14 protein-coding genes are annotated in these 16391 nt (G+C 65.2%); 7 read left to right on the forward strand and 7 right to left on the reverse strand.

What is annotated here, in order from left to right; translation table 11 throughout:
- The first annotated feature begins 191 nt into the window (after positions 1–191).
- From ACZ5BH_RS13145 to ACZ5BH_RS13170, 6 genes are all read left to right on the forward strand, one after another.
- Entirely contained in the window at positions 192–857 is a 666-nt protein-coding gene (locus ACZ5BH_RS13145) for a Bax inhibitor-1/YccA family protein (protein ID WP_464889715.1), read from the forward strand.
- An 81-nt stretch (positions 858–938) separates the two neighbouring features.
- Positions 939–1121 (forward strand): hypothetical protein, encoded by a 183-nt coding sequence (locus tag ACZ5BH_RS13150; protein WP_464889716.1) that lies wholly within the window; start codon positions 939–941, stop codon positions 1119–1121.
- A gap of 107 nt (positions 1122–1228) precedes the next feature.
- On the forward strand, positions 1229–4888 hold the full coding sequence (gene vgrG / locus ACZ5BH_RS13155) for a type VI secretion system tip protein VgrG (protein WP_464889717.1): 3660 nt from the start codon (positions 1229–1231) through the stop codon (positions 4886–4888).
- Positions 4885–5589 (forward strand): GAD-like domain-containing protein, encoded by a 705-nt coding sequence (locus ACZ5BH_RS13160; protein WP_464889718.1) that lies wholly within the window; start codon positions 4885–4887, stop codon positions 5587–5589. The genes vgrG and ACZ5BH_RS13160 overlap by 4 nt, the downstream gene beginning before the upstream one ends.
- Before the next feature lie 158 nt (positions 5590–5747).
- Entirely contained in the window at positions 5748–6515 is a 768-nt protein-coding gene (locus ACZ5BH_RS13165; RefSeq protein ID WP_464889719.1) for a hypothetical protein, read from the forward strand.
- The gene (locus ACZ5BH_RS13170; RefSeq protein WP_464889720.1) at positions 6476–7660 is read left to right on the forward strand and encodes a hypothetical protein; all 1185 of its coding nucleotides are present in this window, start codon (positions 6476–6478) and stop codon (positions 7658–7660) included. The genes ACZ5BH_RS13165 and ACZ5BH_RS13170 overlap by 40 nt, the downstream gene beginning before the upstream one ends.
- Before the next feature lie 15 nt (positions 7661–7675).
- Here the strand turns inward: ACZ5BH_RS13170 and serS are convergent, their stop codons facing one another.
- From serS to ald, 7 genes are all read right to left on the reverse strand, one after another.
- Positions 7676–8953 (reverse strand): serine--tRNA ligase, encoded by a 1278-nt coding sequence (serS, locus tag ACZ5BH_RS13175; RefSeq protein ID WP_464889721.1) that lies wholly within the window; start codon positions 8951–8953, stop codon positions 7676–7678.
- Between the two features lie 15 nt (positions 8954–8968).
- The gene (locus ACZ5BH_RS13180; protein WP_464889722.1) at positions 8969–9274 is read right to left on the reverse strand and encodes a DUF190 domain-containing protein; all 306 of its coding nucleotides are present in this window, start codon (positions 9272–9274) and stop codon (positions 8969–8971) included.
- Complete coding sequence (gene crcB, locus ACZ5BH_RS13185; protein ID WP_464889723.1) at positions 9271–9645, reverse strand: fluoride efflux transporter CrcB; 375 nt, start codon at positions 9643–9645, stop codon at positions 9271–9273. The genes ACZ5BH_RS13180 and crcB overlap by 4 nt, the downstream gene beginning before the upstream one ends.
- 59 nt (positions 9646–9704) lie before the next feature.
- On the reverse strand, positions 9705–11069 hold the full coding sequence (locus tag ACZ5BH_RS13190) for a replication-associated recombination protein A (protein ID WP_464889724.1): 1365 nt from the start codon (positions 11067–11069) through the stop codon (positions 9705–9707).
- Positions 11066–11680, reverse strand: coding sequence for an outer membrane lipoprotein periplasmic chaperone LolA (lolA, locus tag ACZ5BH_RS13195; RefSeq protein ID WP_464889725.1), 615 nt, complete (start codon positions 11678–11680; stop codon positions 11066–11068). The genes ACZ5BH_RS13190 and lolA overlap by 4 nt, the downstream gene beginning before the upstream one ends.
- Positions 11681–11757: 77 nt before the next feature.
- On the reverse strand, positions 11758–14073 hold the full coding sequence (locus ACZ5BH_RS13200) for a DNA translocase FtsK (RefSeq protein WP_464889726.1): 2316 nt from the start codon (positions 14071–14073) through the stop codon (positions 11758–11760).
- A 109-nt stretch (positions 14074–14182) separates the two neighbouring features.
- Complete coding sequence (ald, locus tag ACZ5BH_RS13205) at positions 14183–15274, reverse strand: alanine dehydrogenase (RefSeq protein WP_464889727.1); 1092 nt, start codon at positions 15272–15274, stop codon at positions 14183–14185.
- A gap of 123 nt (positions 15275–15397) precedes the next feature.
- Between ald and trxB the strand changes: the two genes are divergently transcribed.
- Complete coding sequence (trxB, locus tag ACZ5BH_RS13210) at positions 15398–16348, forward strand: thioredoxin-disulfide reductase (protein ID WP_464889728.1); 951 nt, start codon at positions 15398–15400, stop codon at positions 16346–16348.
- Positions 16349–16391: the final 43 nt, after the last annotated feature.

A 16391-nucleotide genomic window follows, 5' to 3' on the forward strand; every position in this document is an offset into this window, starting at 1 on the left:
GGACACTTCACCTCGCCACTCGGCCCTCGTCCCTCGGCCCTGTTTGCATTGAGGATACCCCAACCGCCCCTCCCCTTTCCAGCCGGGCGGTGTCGCAGGCGGTGAAATCGGGGGTTGCGTCGGGGAACCGTTCGGGTAAGCTGTTGTCATATTTGCCAGCACAAATACAATCACCGAGAAGGGGATAATTTATGTATCAAAATCAGTCTGTTGTTCAACGCACCGCAGACTCGGTCCTGTCCACCAACAAGGTTCTGCGCAACACCTACATGCTGTTGTCCATGACCTTGCTGTTCAGCGCCGTCATGGCGACCGTGGGCGTGACCATGCAGGTTTCCTATGGCGCCGCGCTGGTCGCCGACATCGTGGCCATCGCCATGCTCTGGTTCGTGCTGCCGCGTACCGCCAACTCGGCCACCGGCATTCCGGTGCTGTTCGCCATCACCGGCCTGCTGGGCTTTGGCCTCGGCCCCGTGCTCAGCTATTACCTGTCGGTCAATCCGAGCATCGTGATGACCGCGCTGGGCGGTACCGGGGTCATCTTCCTGGGGCTGTCCGCCTACGCCCTGACCACCCGCAAGGATTTCAGCTTCCTGGCCGGATTCCTGATGGTGGGCATGTTCGTGATCCTGGGGGCGGCCCTGCTGAACATCTTCCTCGGCATTCCGGCCCTGTTCCTCACGGTCAACGCCGCGGTGATCCTGATCATGAGCGGTTTCATCCTGTACGAGACCTCGCAGATCATCCACAACGGCGAAACCAACTACATCATGGCCACCGCCAGCCTGTTCCTGTCGCTGATCAACATGTTCCAGGCACTGCTGCACATCCTGGGCGCGTTCAGCGGGGATGACTGATCACGGGGTAACGACTTACCCCTCCATCAACGAGCCCCGGCCCCGCGCCGGGGCTTTCGTTTCCCAGAGGAGTGAAATCACATGGACTGGCTGAAAATCGGATCCGCGCTGTTTCTGGTGGCCATGATGGTGCTGATCTTCCCGCGCATGCGCCAGGCCGTGAAAACGGCGCCCAAAGGTACGGCGAAAGACTGGCAGGCGTTTCTCCTCCCCATCGCGGGCGTGGTGCTGTTCGTGATCCTGCTCATCGCCATGGTGCGATGAAAATGTGAGCTTCTTCACAAAACACCCCGAAAGCCCCTTGCTCTCCGGGCGGCTCCGGATATAGGCTTTGTCGGAACAGGGATGACACACCACCAGGGAGAGGAACCATGCCCGAGCCGGCCACCCCGTACAACCGCGCCCGCCTGAGCCTGGAGATTGCCGGCGCCCCCTGCACGGTCCTGTGGCTGGAAGGCTTCGAAGCCCTCAATCACCCCCACCGCTTCGAGCTGGAACTGCTGCTCCCGGGCGGCGCCGACATCACCGCCCTGCTGGGCCAAAGCGCCCGCCTCACCCTCACCGGCCAGGACGGCCGCGCGCGCACCCTGCCGGGCCTCATCGCCTTCATCGAAGCCACCGGCCGCCACAGCGACGGCCGCATCCGCGCCCGGGCCGAACTGCTCTCTCACCTGCACCGCCTGCGCCTGCAGCGCGACTGGCGGGTCATCCTGCGCCGCCGGGTACCGGAAATCCTCGCCGACACCCTCTACCGCCACGGCTTCAGCGAATCGCAGGTGGAATTCCGCCTCGCCCGGGACTACCCCGTGCGGGCCCACACCGTCCAGGCCGGCGAGCGGGACCTCGACTTCCTGCGCCGCCTGGCCGCCCGGGAAGGGCTGCTCATCTGGAGCGAAACCGATGAAGACGGCGCCGAGCGCCTCGTCATCGCCGACAGCAACACCGCCTGCCGCTACCTGGAAGCGCCCCTCGTCACCTGCACCCCCCAAAGCGGCCAGGTTCCGGAATCCGCGCCCCCCGGCCTGTACCGCCTCAGCGAACACCACCGCCTGCTCAGCGAGCGCATCCTGGTCCACGACCACCCCGAACAGCTCGCCGGCGAGCCGGTCCTGGCCCGGGCCGACCGCCGCCACCCCCTGCCCGGCCACGGCCGGCAACACTTCCACGGCCTCGGCAGCCCCGGCATCGAGGCCGCCGGGCGACAGGCCCGCCACCTGGCCGAACACCTCGACGCCCAGCGCAGCTACCTCACCGCCCACGGCACCCGGATCGACCTGGCCCCCGGCCGGCTGTTCACGCTCGACAGCGGCCCCTTTCGGATCGACAGCGGCGACGTGCTCGTCACCGCCGTGCGCCACAGCGCCGGCGAAGGCGCCGCCTGGGGCCTCGACGACAGCGACTGCGCCTACACCGCCGAAGTGCGCCTCATCCGGCGCGACACCCCCTGGCGCCCCGCCTGGCCGGCGAAGCCCGACATCCCCTTCAGCTTCGCCGCGCGCATCGAATCCGACGGCCCCTACGCCCGGCTCGACGAACAGGGCCGCTACCGGGTGCGCCCCGCCTGGGACGAAGGCGGCACCGCCCACGCCGAGGCCAGCCCGCCCCTGCGGCGCATGCAGCCCCTGGCCGGCCAGGCCGACGACGGCGGCCCCGCCGGCTTCCACTTCCCCCTGACCGACGGCGAAGAAGTGCTCATGAGCTGCCTGGACGGCGATCCGGACCGGCCCATCCTCCTCGGCGCCACCCCCACCGCCGAGCGCCCCGGCCCGGTCACCGCCCGCAACAAGACCCGAAACGTCCTCGCCACCGCCGGCGGCAACGCCCTGACCCTGGACGACGAACTCGAGCGCGAAGCCATCACCCTCACCACCTGGGGCGGGGCCAACATCCTGCGCCTGGACATGCAGGCCATGGCCAACCGCATCCGCCTGGCCAGCAGCCAGGGCCACCTGGAACTGTTCGCCCGCAGCCTCATGAAAATCCAGGCCGGGGAAAACCTCGAAGAGCGCATCGGCGCCGACCGCACCCAGGTGGTCGAAGGCGCCTCGCGCACCGAAACCCAAAGCGGCGAAATCCACCACCAGGCCAACACCGACCTCACCGCCCGGGCCGCGAAGCGCCTCGACCTCACCGCAGGCGAAAACGCCGAACTCATCGCCGGCAAGCGCCTGGTCATCGAGGCGAAGAACAACGCCAAAATCACCGTGCGCGGCCCCCGCGCCAGCTTCACCGTCCAGGGCGGCAACCTCACCTTCCAGGGCGCGAAGGACATCCGCATTGCCGGCAAGGGCGGCGGCGACATCACCTTCGAGCAATCCGGCGCCGGCGTCAGAATCGACACCGCCGGCAACGTCCACCTCTGGGGCAAAAACATCCAGCTCGGCGGCGACGGCGGCGTCTCCTTCGGCGGCCCCGTGAACTGGAACATCGGCAGCCCGAGCATGCCCGGCGAGGCGGGCGTGGCCGCGCCGCTCGAGCCCGCGGCCATCGACCCCCTCACGCCCCCTGAACCGCCTCCGCCGCCGGACAACGTCCCCTGGGTCGGCATCGAGCTGTGCGACGCCCTCGGGCGGCCGGTGCGCGGCATCGACTACCAGTTGAGCCAGGGCCCGGACCATTGCCGCGGCACCCTCTCCGAAACCGGCCGGGCGCGGGAAATCCTGCCCCGCGCCGAGCCGGTCCACGTCGAGCTGCATCCCGGCGTTGACGAAGCCGCGCTCGAGCAGGAAATCCGCACCGCCCGCCGCGAACTGGCGCAAGTGCTCGACGGCCTCTACGAGCGCGCCGCCCGCGAGGCCGAACAGGCCCGCGCCCGCCTGGCGCAGGCCGGCCCGGCCGGGCGGGCGTTCATCTACTACCGCGCCTTCCTCTCCGGCAGCCGGGACGGCGTCCTCGACGCCGTCCCGGAACTGCCGCCCGAACTCGAGGCGGCCCTGGGCGCACTCTGGGACGCCCTGCTCGACGCCGATCTCGCGGCCTTCGAGGGGGCCATCGCCCGGCTCGAGGCCGCCGGCGCGCAACTGGTGGCGCAGACCGTCGAGGCCCTGCGCCAAATCCTCTACGACGCCCCCAGCCGGCAACTGCTGGCGGATTTCGTCGAGCGTTACGCCGCCGACTGCGTCACCCTGGAAGATTTCGCCTACGGCCTGGGTTATGCCCGGGGCGCCGCCGCGGTCACCGTCGTCCTGCTGCTGCTGGCGCTGCTGACCGAGGGCGCCGGCCTGCCGGCGGCGGTTTCATCCATCGGCGGGCGCCTCACCGTGGGGCTGTCCCGCCTGCTCGGCCCCCTGCGCCGGCTGGGGCAGGCCCTGCGCACCGCCCGCCAGAAGCGACTCTCCGGCAGGCAGTCCCTGCAACAGGACCACAGGCTCGAGGAGCCCCCGCCCGAGGGCCGGGTGCGCCCGGGCCGCAAGGCCCGGCCCACCGCCCTGCCGCGGCTCGAGCTGCCCTGTTTCGACGCGGCCGACAGTCTCGGACGCAAGGGCATGAGGCCGGACAGTCCTGGCGGCCGGGCCTACATCCGGCACTATCAGCGCCAGCTCGCCCAGCAGCAGGAGGCCATCAACAGGATGACTCCCATCGAATACCTCGCCGCCCGGGAGGCCTATCTCAAGCAGGGGCGCAATCCGCTGGCGGCGGAGGCGCAATCGAAAACAAGGAAACGATTTCAGGATGATGTGACAAAAAGCATCAAGAAATCCCTCGTCAACAGCGGCAAGTTCGATTTCGATCAAGCAGATGCCGAGGCCGCCCGCCGCGCCGAGGCGCTCATGAAAAAACTCGCCGCCCTGCACGAGCCCGACCAGGTGGCGGGCGGGTGGCTGATCCCCGAGCCGCGGCGCATGGGCCGGGCCGACGTCAACAGCTCCATCGGCAGCCGCTGGACCCAGGGCAGCCCCAGCCGGGTGGAGCGGATGGACGCCGCGGCCCGCAAGGCCGTCAACACCGGCCGCGGCGACGAGCCGATGAATGTATCATTGCGCCTATGCGGCGCGCGCGACCGCAAGGCCGGAAGGAGGAAACCGTCATGAGTGAAAACGGAAAATATGAACGCGATGGTGGTTTTGCCCATTTCGTCAAAAAAATGGGCGAAGCCACCTTCCCCCAGCCCGCCGACAGGGCGGTCATCGAACGCTTCCGGGGCCGGCTGCCGGCGCAGTTGCTGCGCTACTGGGAACACGAGGGCTGGGGCGGCTGGCACGATGGCCTTTTCTGGGTGGTCAACCCCGAGGACTTCGAGGCGGTGAAAAATGCCTGGTTCGCCGAAACGCCCCTGGAGCCCGAGGCCGACCGCTGGCACGTCATCGGCCGCACCGCTTTCGGAAGCCTCTATCTCATGGGCGAGAAATCGGGGGCTGAAATGATAATCGAGCCCTCATTCGGATTTATTACTGCCTCTCAAGACAAGCTGCGCCCGCAGTCAGAAAAGGAAAAACAACTCGAAGCCCAACTCTTCTTCTCCAACCGCGGCCCCGAGGAATGTGACCAGAACGATACCAACGACAAACCCCTCTTCCAGCGCGCCCTGAAGAAGCTCGGCCCGGTGGGCCCGGACGAGATGTACGGGTATCGCCACATGCTCGTGGCCGGCGGCCAGAACGTGCTCGACAACCTCGAGAAGACCGACCTGCTCTCCCACCTGATGCTCCTGCGCGACCTTCACGGCCCCGCCAGCCTGCCCTTCTGGGACTACGACATCGGCGCCTTCGCCAGCCAGGCGCTGGAGGAGTGAGCGCAATCATCAATGACCCGCGACTTGGTGGTTGTGGTGGTGGCTGAACGGTGCATTGGCGCTGCAAGAACTGACACATCGATAACCAGATTCCGAACAACAAAGGTCTTCAGGCTGGCGATTCATCCGCAGCCTGCACTACCCGGTGCTCGGCGCGAATGTTTTCCCGGAACAATTCAGGCGGCAACGGCCTGGACATCCCCTCCGGGAGCTACCTGAAATTCGCCCCCGACGGCCAGGCGTCGGAAATTGGCGTAAAACGGGCGCGCACCCCGCAATCCCGCCCCCGCCTCGCGGTGGCGCTGGACTTCGCCGACATCCTGGGCGCCGAAGACCGCCGCATTGGTCCTCTGTTCACTCAATTCGAACAGCAACGCGAGGGCGGCCCCTTCCACATCGAGGTCAACCCCCGGCACCGTCTCCCGGCGGTGCGGTGGATTGACGACATTCGCCTGTACATGGTACAGAACCACCGCATCACCAGAATCGATACGCGGTTTGAATATCGTAACGAAAACAACCAGTACCAATTGCACATTGTCCGCGCGGCAGATATCGACTATTCGGGTTTGCGGAAGAAAGCCTATTTTATTGAGTTTCGGTTCACAGACGCCTTGTTGTCCCACCCCGCCTTCGCGCAGTATGATGCGGACACGCCCTGGATATGGCGAATGGAATTCGTGGACCGGCAACGGGAAGCCATCGAACTGCTACACCAGATCAGGAAGAAATCGGACGATCCCATAGCCTACAATATGCTGCTGCGGGAAGAGGAACGAATCCGCAAGACTGTCAGAGGGCTGCGAATACGGCGACACGAAGTGCACGGTGAAATACCCGACCTTGTCGAATACAGCAAGAATTTTCCGGTGGAGTACAAATTTCCGTGGACTTCAAAGAGAAAATCAGGGGACGAAAAGGCCTGAGCGCTACCGCCATAATTCTGGTGGTAACGCTGATTGTTTTTGTCATAACCAGAGATAACACAACCATGCAAGAACCGGTTTCAGGTGAGTGGGCAAAAATTCTGAAAGCTCCTCCTGAGGAGTTGACGAAGTACGCATCAGAACACCCATTGCGATTGAAGAATGCCGTATTGAAAAGAGAAAGTCTTTCAAGAAGCCATTTGGTTGGGTTGCGGTTTGAGAACGTCGTATGGGACGATGGTTTTGCTCAGGATGGGAGTATTGTCAACTCGGAATTTATTGGCGGAAAGTTGCTAGATGTCAGTTTTGCTGGCTCAAAGCTTGAAAATGTTGTTTTTGATGGCGTTGAAATGCATGTTGTCGAATTTGTCGGCGCCGAACTCATCAACGTCACCTTCCGCAACTGCAAGATTTACAATTCCGAAATCCGCAACCTGATCAACAGCAAGGTGCTTGTTGAAAACAGCGAAATTTTTGACACCAATTTTTTTGATTCACAGGTTGCGATGACCTTCAGGAATGTCAAGGTGGAAAGAAAAGCCTACATGACCGATTTGGCTGAGGGGTCGACGGTATTGATTGAGGATAGCCACATTGGCCCATATTCGGACTTCAGCCGTTCGAGGCTGTTGTCTTTCGTGATCAGAAACACAACAATCGACAACTCTCGCGCAAATGGCATCACTGCCAAAAAAGTGGTTCTCGACAATGTGGTATCGGATTTTGCGATTGCAGATTCCACTGTGGGATCTGTGGAAATTAGATCTTTATCTGGCCGGTTTTCCCTCGGCGGGACGAAAGCCGTATCGGCGGTCATTGAAGATTGTTCAGCGCAAAAAATCTACCTCGATGAATTTGTCGCAGATCGTCTTTCGCTGAGAAACTGCAATATTGAGAAGTTCGTCCTCGATGCCGCCATCGTCAAGGACGCAACGCTTGCCAACCTGACGGTGGGCGAGCTGGTGCTCGATTCGCTCAAGGCAGGGAAACTGGTATTGAACAACGTGCTGGTCAATCACAAGCTGTCGGCGCAGGGCGCCATGGCGGAGGACATCCCCGCCCCGAACTGGCGGTCTGCGGCGGGCGCCGCCATCGAGGCCGAAGGCAGCAATATCCCAATGCCGCAGGCATCATCTACACCATAGCGATTGATTCGTCAGTTACGCCTCCAGGCGGGATTGGCCGTTCATGTAGGCACGCAGCGCGTCGGGGATGACGATGCTGCCGTCTTTCTGTTGGTAATTCTCGAGAATGGCAACCAGGGTGCGGCCGACGGCGAGGCCGGAGCCGTTGAGGGTGTGGACGGGTTCGGGTTTGCCGGTTGCGGGGTTGCGCCAGCGGGCCTTGAGGCGGCGGGCCTGGAAGTCGAGGAAGTTGGAGCAGGAGGAGATTTCCCGGTACTTGCTCTGCCCCGGCAGCCAGACTTCCAGATCGTAGGTCTTGGCGGCGCTGAAGCCGATGTCGCCGGCGCAAAGGGCCATCGTGCGATAGGGCAGTTCCAGCCGCTTGAGCACTTCCTCGGCGTGGCCGGTGAGTTCTTCCAGGGCGTCCCAGGAGTCGCCGGGGCGCACGATCTGCACCAGTTCCACCTTCTCGAACTGGTGCTGGCGGATCATGCCGCGGGTGTCCCGGCCGTAGGAGCCTGCTTCACTGCGGAAACAGGGGGTGTGGGCGACGAACCGGCGGGGCAGATCCGCGTCCTCGAGGATGGTGTCGCGCACGATGTTGGTGACCGGCACTTCGGCGGTGGGGATCAGGTACCAGGGCTGTTCGGTGCGCAGGCGGAACAGGTCTTCCTCGAACTTGGGCAACTGGCCGGTGCCGAACAGGCTGTCGGCGTTGACGATGTAGGGCACGTAGGTCTCGGTATAGCCGTGCTCGCGCGTGTGCAGATCCAGCATGAACTGGATCAGCGCCCGATGCAGGCGGGCGATGCCGGCGGTCATGACGGCAAAGCGCGCGCCGGTAATCTTCGCCGCGGTCTCGAAATCGAGCTGGCCCAGGGCCTCGCCCAGATCCACGTGATCCTGCGGTTCGAAATCGAACTGGCGGGGTTCGCCCCAGCGACGGATTTCCACGTTGTCGGCTTCGTCCTTGCCGTCGGGGGTGGTTTCGTGGGGCAGGTTGGGCAGGCTGGCCAGCAGCGCTTCCAGTTCCCGCTGCACCACGGCCAGCTCTTCCTCGGCCACCTTGAGCTTTTCGCCCAGGGCCGAGACTTCGGCCAGGATGGGGCCGGCATCTTCGCCCTTGGCCTTGGCCTGACCGATGGCCTTCGACTTGGTCTTGCGCTCGTTCTGCAGATTCTGCACCCGTACCTGGAGTGCCTTGCGCTGTTCCTCCAGGGCGCGGAACCGATCCACGTCGAAGTCGAAACCCCGGCGGGCCAGTTGATCACGGACGAATTCGGGATCGCTGCGCAGCAGCTTGGAATCGAGCATCTCGTTGTTCCTTGTTCAGACGTTGACCCGGGCCGGCCAGGTGACGATGTGGCCGGGCTTGAAGTCTTCGTGCAGGTGATCGAGGATGGCCTGGATCTTGGCCGGATCATCGAAGAATTCCAGCACCAGGGGCAAATCCAGGGCCAGATCGATCAGCCCCGCGTCGTGAATGGTCCCCGAGTCGCCGAAACCCGCGATGCCGCGAAACACGGTCACGCCGCGCAGCCTCTCCCACTTCTGCAGGCGCTTGAGCAGGCTCTTGAGCTGCGTCTCGCCCTCGGTGAGGTAGATCCGCACCATGGTCACGTCGTTGGTCTTCATAGCTGTCTCCCCAGCAACACCCCCAGCCAGGCGGCCAGCAGGCAGAACACGACGCTGACCAGCACGTTGGTCAGGGCCCGCCAGGGTTCCCCGGCCTCGAGCAGGTTGAGCGTCTCGATGGAAAAGGTGGAAAAGGTGGTGAAGGCGCCGAGGAATCCCACCAGCAGCAGGGCTCGCCATTCGGCGCCCAGGGCGGCCCGTTCGATGAGCAGGATGTACAGCAGGCCCATCAGCAGGGAACCCAGCACGTTGACGGCCAGCGTGCCATAGGGAAAATCGCGCCCGGCCAGGCGATAGACGCCGGTCGAGGCCAGGAAGCGGGCCACGGCGCCGAACGCGCCGCCGAAGGCGATGGCCAGCAGTTGGTTCAAGGGGCGATTCCTCGTGTGCTTGTCCAGGCGGCCGGGAAACGGTGTCTTCCGGCGGCCTGTCAGTTCTTCTTGCCGGCCTTCGCATCCAGCTCACGCAGATGGGCCAGCTTTTCGGCGATTTTCTGTTCCAGGCCGCGCGGCACCGGCTGGTAGTAGTGGCGCTCCCCCACTTCCTCGGGGAAGTAGCTCTCGCCGGCGGCATAGGCCTCGGGCTCGTCGTGGGCGTAACGGTAGCGCTTGCCGTAGCCCAGTTCCTTCATCAGTCTGGTCGGTGCGTTGCGCAGGTGCAGGGGCACCTCGGCCGAGCCGGACTGCTTCACGTCGGCCATCGCCGCGTTGAAGGCCTTGTACACGGCGTTGCTCTTGGCCGCGCAGGCCAGGTAGACCACGGCCTGGGCGATGGCCAGTTCGCCTTCGGGGCTGCCGAGACGCTCTTGCACGTCCCAGGCGTCGAGCGCCAGGGTCAGGGCGCGGGGATCGGCGTTGCCGATGTCCTCGCTGGCCATGCGCACCACGCGGCGCGCAATATACAGGGGGTCGCAGCCGCCGTCGAGCATCCGCGCCAGCCAGTAGAGGGCGGCATCGGGCGCGGAACCCCGCACCGACTTGTGCAGGGCGGAGATCTGATCGTAGAAGGCCTCGCCCTGCTTGTCGAAACGGCGCACGCCGGTGCTCAGGACTGCCTCGAGGGTTTGGGGGGCGATGCGGGTCACGCCCTCATGCTCCTCGCCCAGATCGGCGGCGATCTCCAGCAGGTTCAGCGCCCGGCGGGCGTCACCGTCGGCCACCTGGGCCAGTTTCTCCCGCACCTGCGGGTCCAGCTCGATGCGCCGATCGCCGAGCCCGCGGCGGCTGTCGTTCAGGGCCCGGTCGAGGATCACCAGGATGTCGGCGGTGTCCAGAGCCTTGAGCACGTAAACCCGGGCCCGGGACAGCAGGGCGTTGTTGAGTTCGAAGGACGGGTTTTCGGTGGTGGCGCCGATGAAGGTCACGGTGCCGTCCTCGACGAAGGGCAGAAAGGCATCCTGCTGCGACTTGTTGAAGCGGTGCACTTCGTCCACGAACAGGATGCTGGCCCGGCCCGAGGCCTCGCGCAGGTTGCGGGCCCGGTCCACCGCCGCGCGGATGTCCTTCACCCCCGAGAGGACGGCCGAGAGGCTGATGAATTCGGCCTCGCAGTAGCGGGCGATCATGCGTGCCAGGGTGGTCTTGCCGGTGCCCGGCGGCCCCCAGAAGACCATGGAGTGGAGGCGTCCCGATTCGATGGCCGTGCGCAGTGGCTTGCCGGGCGCCAGCAGGTGGCGCTGGCCGGCGATCTCGTCCAGGGTCTGCGGCCGCATGCGATCGGCCAGCGGACGGCCGGCGGAATCCGCCCCGGCCTCCGCCGGCGTGGCGGTGTCGAACAGATCGCCGCTGCCGTTCATGGGCCGTCGCGGATCACGTCCACGCCGGCGGGCGGCGTGAAGCGAAACAGGGCCGGATCGAGGTCGGGATTGCGACGGAAATCGTGCAGTTCGAGCCGGGTGGTCTGGCCAAAACTGTCCTGCAGCTCCATGACCCGCAGGTTGTGCTGGTCGAATCCCAGTTCGATGCGGGCGAAGTGGCTGCCTTCCTGTTTCGGCACCAGTGCATACCAGAACAGTCCGCCATCCTCGCCCTGGGGGGTTACCGTGTAGAGGGCGTCGAGGCGCTCGGGGTTGCTGAGAATCATGGCCGGGCTGTTGTCGATGAGATCCTTCTGCGGCTTGATGGTGACCTGGGCCAGATCCTTGTCATAGAAGTAGAGATGCTTCCCGTCGGCCACGTAGAGCTGGTAGTAGGGCTCGGTGTATTCGAGATTGAAGCGATCCGGCCGCTGTACCCGCAGGATCCCCTTGACCTCTTCCTGCTTCTCCTGGTTGGCATCGAACAGGATCTGGGTGAACTCGGCCGTGAAGCTGTCGAGCCCGTGAAAACGGGCCTTGAGACTGCCGGTGGCTGCCCCCACGGGCGTGGCCAGGATCAACAACAGGATGATGGAGGGGAGAAATTTCATGAATTGGGTCGTGTTCGATCGACTGTTACGGTTGGACGTGCAAAAGGCGCCAGGGTTCGTCATTTTCTCGTCCCCCGTCACTCATCGGGCGGCGGAGGCGCCAGCACTTCACGCTGGCCGTTGGCCTCCAGCGGGCCGACGATGCCGGCCAGCTCCATGGCCTCGACCATGCGCGCAGCCCGGTTGTAGCCGATCTTGAGGCGGCGCTGGATGCCCGACACCGAGGCCTTGCGGGTCTCGGTGACGATGCGCACCGCCTCGTCGTAGAGCGGATCGGCCTCGCTGTCGCCGCCCTCCCCGCCGGCACCGCCCCCGCCAGACTCCTCGGGCGGACCGTTGAGCACCTCGTCCAGATACTGGGGCTTGCCCCGCTGGCGCAGGTTCTCGACCACCTTGTGCACTTCGTGATCGTCCACGAAGGCGCCGTGGATCCGAATCGGCACCGCGGTGCCCGGCGGCAGGTAGAGCATGTCGCCGTGGCCGAGCAGCTGTTCGGCCCCCATCTGGTCGAGAATGGTCCGCGAGTCGATGCGCGAGGAGACCTGGAAGGCGATCCGGGTGGGAATGTTCGACTTGATGAGGCCGGTGAGCACGTCCACCGAGGGCCGCTGGGTCGCCAGAATGAGATGGATGCCGGAGGCCCGGGCCTTCTGGGCCAGCCGGGCGATCAGCTCTTCCACCTTCTTGCCCACCAGCATCATCATGTCGGCCAGTTCGTCCACCACCACCACGATGTAGGGCAAGGGCTGCAGCGGCTGGGCCGGCAGTTCCGAGTCGGCCGGGTGCAGGGGATCGAGGATCGGCTGGCCGGCCGCCTCGGCCTCCTTCACCTTGCGGTTGAAGCCGGCGATGTTGCGCACCTTGAGGGCCGCCATCAGGCGGTAACGCTGATCCATCTCGTGCACGCACCAGCGCAGGGCGTTGGCGGCTTCCTTCATGTCGGTGACCACCGGCGTGAGCAGATGCGGAATGCCGTCGTAGACCGACAGTTCCAGCATCTTGGGGTCGATGAGAATCAGGCGCACGTCCCGCGGCGTGGCGTTGTAGAGCAGGCTGAGGATCATGGCGTTGAGCGCCACCGACTTGCCGGCGCCGGTGGTGCCGGCCACCAGCAGGTGGGGCATCTTCGCCAGATCGGCCACCATGGGCTGGCCGCTGATGTCCTTGCCCAGGGCCAGGGTCAGGGGAGACTTGGCATCGGCGAACTCGGGCGCGCGCAGGGTTTCCGACAGGCGCACGATCTCGCGCTGTTCGTTGGGGATCTCGAGGCCCACGGTGGTCTTGCCGGGGATGACCTCCACCACCCGCACCGAGATGGCCGACAGGGAACGGGCCAGATCCTTGGCCAGGTTGGAGATCTGACTCACCTTCACGCCGGGGGCCGGCTGCATCTCGTAGCGGGTGATCACGGGGCCGGGGTGCACTTCCACCACTTCCACCTCGATGCCGAAGTCCCGCAGCTTGCTCTCCACCAGCCGTGACATGGCTTCCAGGGCCTCCGGCGACATGCGCTTGCTGGAGGGTTTGGCGTCGTCGAGCAGCGCCAGTGGCGGCAGGGCCGAATCGGCATCGGTCTCGAACAGGGGCACCTGGCGCTCGCGCTGAACCCGCTCGCTCTCGCGGACCGGCTTCGCCGGCGGGGCCTTGATCACGGGTGCCTTGCGGGGCTTGCGCGCAGTCTCCCGTTTCACCCTGGTTTCGAAACGGGTTTCCCGGGCCTTCTTCGCCCGCCGGGCCTGCCAGGCCTCGCGCAGCGCCAGCAGACGGGCACGCAGCCAGTCGAACGCGCCAAGGGTCAGGGCGCCGGTCACGTCCATCAGGCGTAGCCAGGAGAGATTGGTGAACAGGGTGAAGCCGCTGAAAAACAGGGCCAGCAGGAGAATCGTGGCGCCGATGAAGCTGAACGCCCCTTCCATCGCCTGTCCCACCAGGCGGCCCAGCACCCCGCCGGCGTCGACCGGCAGGGTCTGGGCCGCGCCGACATCGTGCAGGCTGGCCAGGCCGCAGCCGGCGGCCAGGGTGAGCAGAAAGCCGGCACTGCGCAGGCTGAAGGCCCGCCAGTCGAAGGGCGCCTCGGAACGCCGGTCCTGGAACAGCAACCAGCCGGTATAGGCCACCATGAGGGGAAACAGGTAGGCCAGATAGCCGAACAGGGTCAGCAGCACGTCGGCGAACCAGGCCCCGGCGGGTCCGCCGAGATTGGCCACCTTTCCGCCATCGAGGCCGGAACTGGACCAGCCGGGATCGTCGGGGGAATAGGTGCCGAGGGCGAGCAGGAAGTAGACCGCTCCGAAACCGAAGATGAACAGCGCCCCTTCCCGCAGGCCCCGGCGCAGGTGGGCGGCGAGCGGCGTGCGCTCGCGTTCGACGGTCTTGGGGCGTGCCTGGGCCACGTTCTAAACTTCTTTGTGAGAAATTGCTCGTAAATTATTCAATTTCAACAGGAAATGCAAGAAATATCCGTCTGTTTTCCGGTTTCCGTCATGTGCAAGACCGGATTGATTATTCCGCTTTTCCTCGTCCCTCGCCCCTCGTCCCTCGCCCCTTGATTGCCGGCAGGACCAGCTTCCCGGCATCCACGTTGATACCGGCGGCCAGGGCCGGATCCTGGCGCCAGTCGGGGCTGGTCAGGCGCAGGATATAGGGCACCAGTACCGCCGACAACGCCTGGGAAGCGGTGCGCGGCACGGCGCCGGGCATGTTGGTCACGCCGTAGTGGATGACCCCTTCGTGGACGAAGGTGGGTTCGGCCCAAGTGGTGGGCCGGGTGGTCTCGATGCAGCCGCCCTGATCCACCGAAATGTCGATGATCACGCTGCCCGGCTTCATCCGGGCCACGGTTTCGGCGTCGACCAGGTGCGGTGCGCGGGCGCCGGGAATGAGCACCGCGCCGATCAGCAGATCGGCCTGCAGCACGGCCTCGTGGATGGCGGAGCGAAAGGCGTGCAGGGCCGTGACGTTGGGCCCCAGCGCACGCATCGCCGCCTGTTTGTGACGGTTGCGATCGAACACCGTCACGTTGGCGCCGAGGGCGGCGGCCAGGGCCGCGGCGTTGCCGCCGGCATGGCCGGCCCCGAGAATCACCACCCGTCCGCGCGGCGCGGCCGGCACCCCGCCCAGCAGCAGGCCGCGGCCGCCGTTGGGCATGTGCAGCAGGGTGGCGCCTTCCTGCACGGCAATGCGCCCGGCGATGTCGCTCATGGGCGCCAGCAGGGGCAGCTCGCCGTGCTCGGTCACGGTCTCGAAGGCCACGGCCGTCAGGCCGATGCGCTGCAGGGCGGCGGTCAGCTCCGGCTCGGCGGCCAGGTGCAGGAAGGAGAACAGAATGTGCTCGGCGCGCAGCCGTTCCCACTCCACGGGCTGGGGTTCCTTGACCTTCACGATCAGCGCCGCCTCGCCGTAGAGCGTGTCGGCATCGGGCACGATGCGCACGCCGAGCGCGGCATAGGCCTCGTCGGCATAGCCGCTGTCGACCCCGGCGCCGCTTTCCAGCAACACCTCGTGGCCGTGATGGACCAGCTCGCCGGCCGCTTCGGGCACCAGGGCCACGCGGCCCTCGAGGATCTTGATTTCGCGGGGGATGCCGATTTTCATGGTTCTTGTTCCACTCCCTTGCATTGCGTAACATTCCCGGGTCGAAAAAGCCCGGGAACGGCTTTTTCCACAGCCTGTCAGGGGTTGTCAGTCCTTGGAAATCAACGCACTGGAGTCTATCACATGAGCGAAGTCAAACATTGCCGTCTGCTGATCCTCGGTTCGGGCCCGGCCGGCTACACCGCCGCCGTCTATGCCGCCCGCGCCAATCTGGAACCGGTGCTGGTGACCGGCATGCAACAGGGCGGCCAGCTCATGACCACCACCGAAGTGGACAACTGGCCCGGTGGCGAAGAGGGCCTGACCGGCCCCGAACTGATGGAACGCATGCGCAAGCATGCCGAGCGCTTCAACACCGAGATCGTCTTCGATACCATCCACAAGGTGGACTTCAGCGCAAAGCCCTACACACTGTTCGGTGACAACCAGAACTACACCTGCGACGCCCTGATCATCGCCACCGGCGCCTCGGCCATGTACCTGGGCCTGCCCTCCGAGGAGAAGTTCAAGGGCAAGGGCGTCTCGGGCTGCGCCACCTGTGACGGCTTCTTCTACAGGAACCAGCCGGTGGCCGTGGTCGGCGGCGGCAACACGGCCGTCGAGGAAGCCCTGTACCTGTCCAACATCGCCTCCCACGTGACCGTGATCCACCGGCGCGACAAGTTCCGCTCGGAAAAGATCCTCGCCGATCAGCTCATCGAGAAGAGCAAGAACGGCAACGTCACCATCAAGTGGGACTCGGTGGTGGACGAGATCCTCGGCGACGATTCGGGCGTGACCGGCGTGCGCATCAAGAACGTCAAGGACGGCAGCACCGAGGAGATCCCGGTGATGGGCGTGTTCATCGCCATCGGCCACAAGCCCAATACCGACATCTTCGAGGGCCAGCTCGAGCTCAATCACGGTTACATCGTGGTGAAGAGCGGCACCGAAGGCAATGCCACCGCCACCAGCCGTGAAGGGATCTTCGCCGCCGGCGACGTGGCCGACCACATCTACCGCCAGGCCATCACCTCGGCCGGCTCCGGCTGCATGGCGGCGCTGGATGCGGAGCGGTATCTGGACAACGAGTGATCGGCACGTCGGTCGAACTCGCCCGTCTTCGGTGGGTCCGCTG

This window comes from Thioprofundum lithotrophicum (genome assembly GCF_055387065.1).

Excerpts from the sequence above, each read along its gene's own strand:
- ACZ5BH_RS13160 (WP_464889718.1), top strand. The coding sequence starts at position 4,885 with ATGAGTGAAAACGGAAAATATGAACGCGATGGTGGTTTTGCCCATTTC.
- ACZ5BH_RS13145 (WP_464889715.1), top strand. The coding sequence starts at position 192 with ATGTATCAAAATCAGTCTGTTGTTCAACGCACCGCAGACTCGGTCCTG.
- lolA (WP_464889725.1), bottom strand. The coding sequence starts at position 11,680 with ATGAAATTTCTCCCCTCCATCATCCTGTTGTTGATCCTGGCCACGCCC.
- ACZ5BH_RS13150 (WP_464889716.1), top strand. The coding sequence starts at position 939 with ATGGACTGGCTGAAAATCGGATCCGCGCTGTTTCTGGTGGCCATGATG.
- ACZ5BH_RS13190 (WP_464889724.1), bottom strand. The coding sequence starts at position 11,069 with ATGAACGGCAGCGGCGATCTGTTCGACACCGCCACGCCGGCGGAGGCC.
- ACZ5BH_RS13180 (WP_464889722.1), bottom strand. The coding sequence starts at position 9,274 with ATGAAGACCAACGACGTGACCATGGTGCGGATCTACCTCACCGAGGGC.
- vgrG (WP_464889717.1), top strand. The coding sequence starts at position 1,229 with ATGCCCGAGCCGGCCACCCCGTACAACCGCGCCCGCCTGAGCCTGGAG.
- trxB (WP_464889728.1), top strand. The coding sequence starts at position 15,398 with ATGAGCGAAGTCAAACATTGCCGTCTGCTGATCCTCGGTTCGGGCCCG.
- ald (WP_464889727.1), bottom strand. The coding sequence starts at position 15,274 with ATGAAAATCGGCATCCCCCGCGAAATCAAGATCCTCGAGGGCCGCGTG.
- ACZ5BH_RS13165 (WP_464889719.1), top strand. The coding sequence starts at position 5,748 with ATGTTTTCCCGGAACAATTCAGGCGGCAACGGCCTGGACATCCCCTCC.
- serS (WP_464889721.1), bottom strand. The coding sequence starts at position 8,953 with ATGCTCGATTCCAAGCTGCTGCGCAGCGATCCCGAATTCGTCCGTGAT.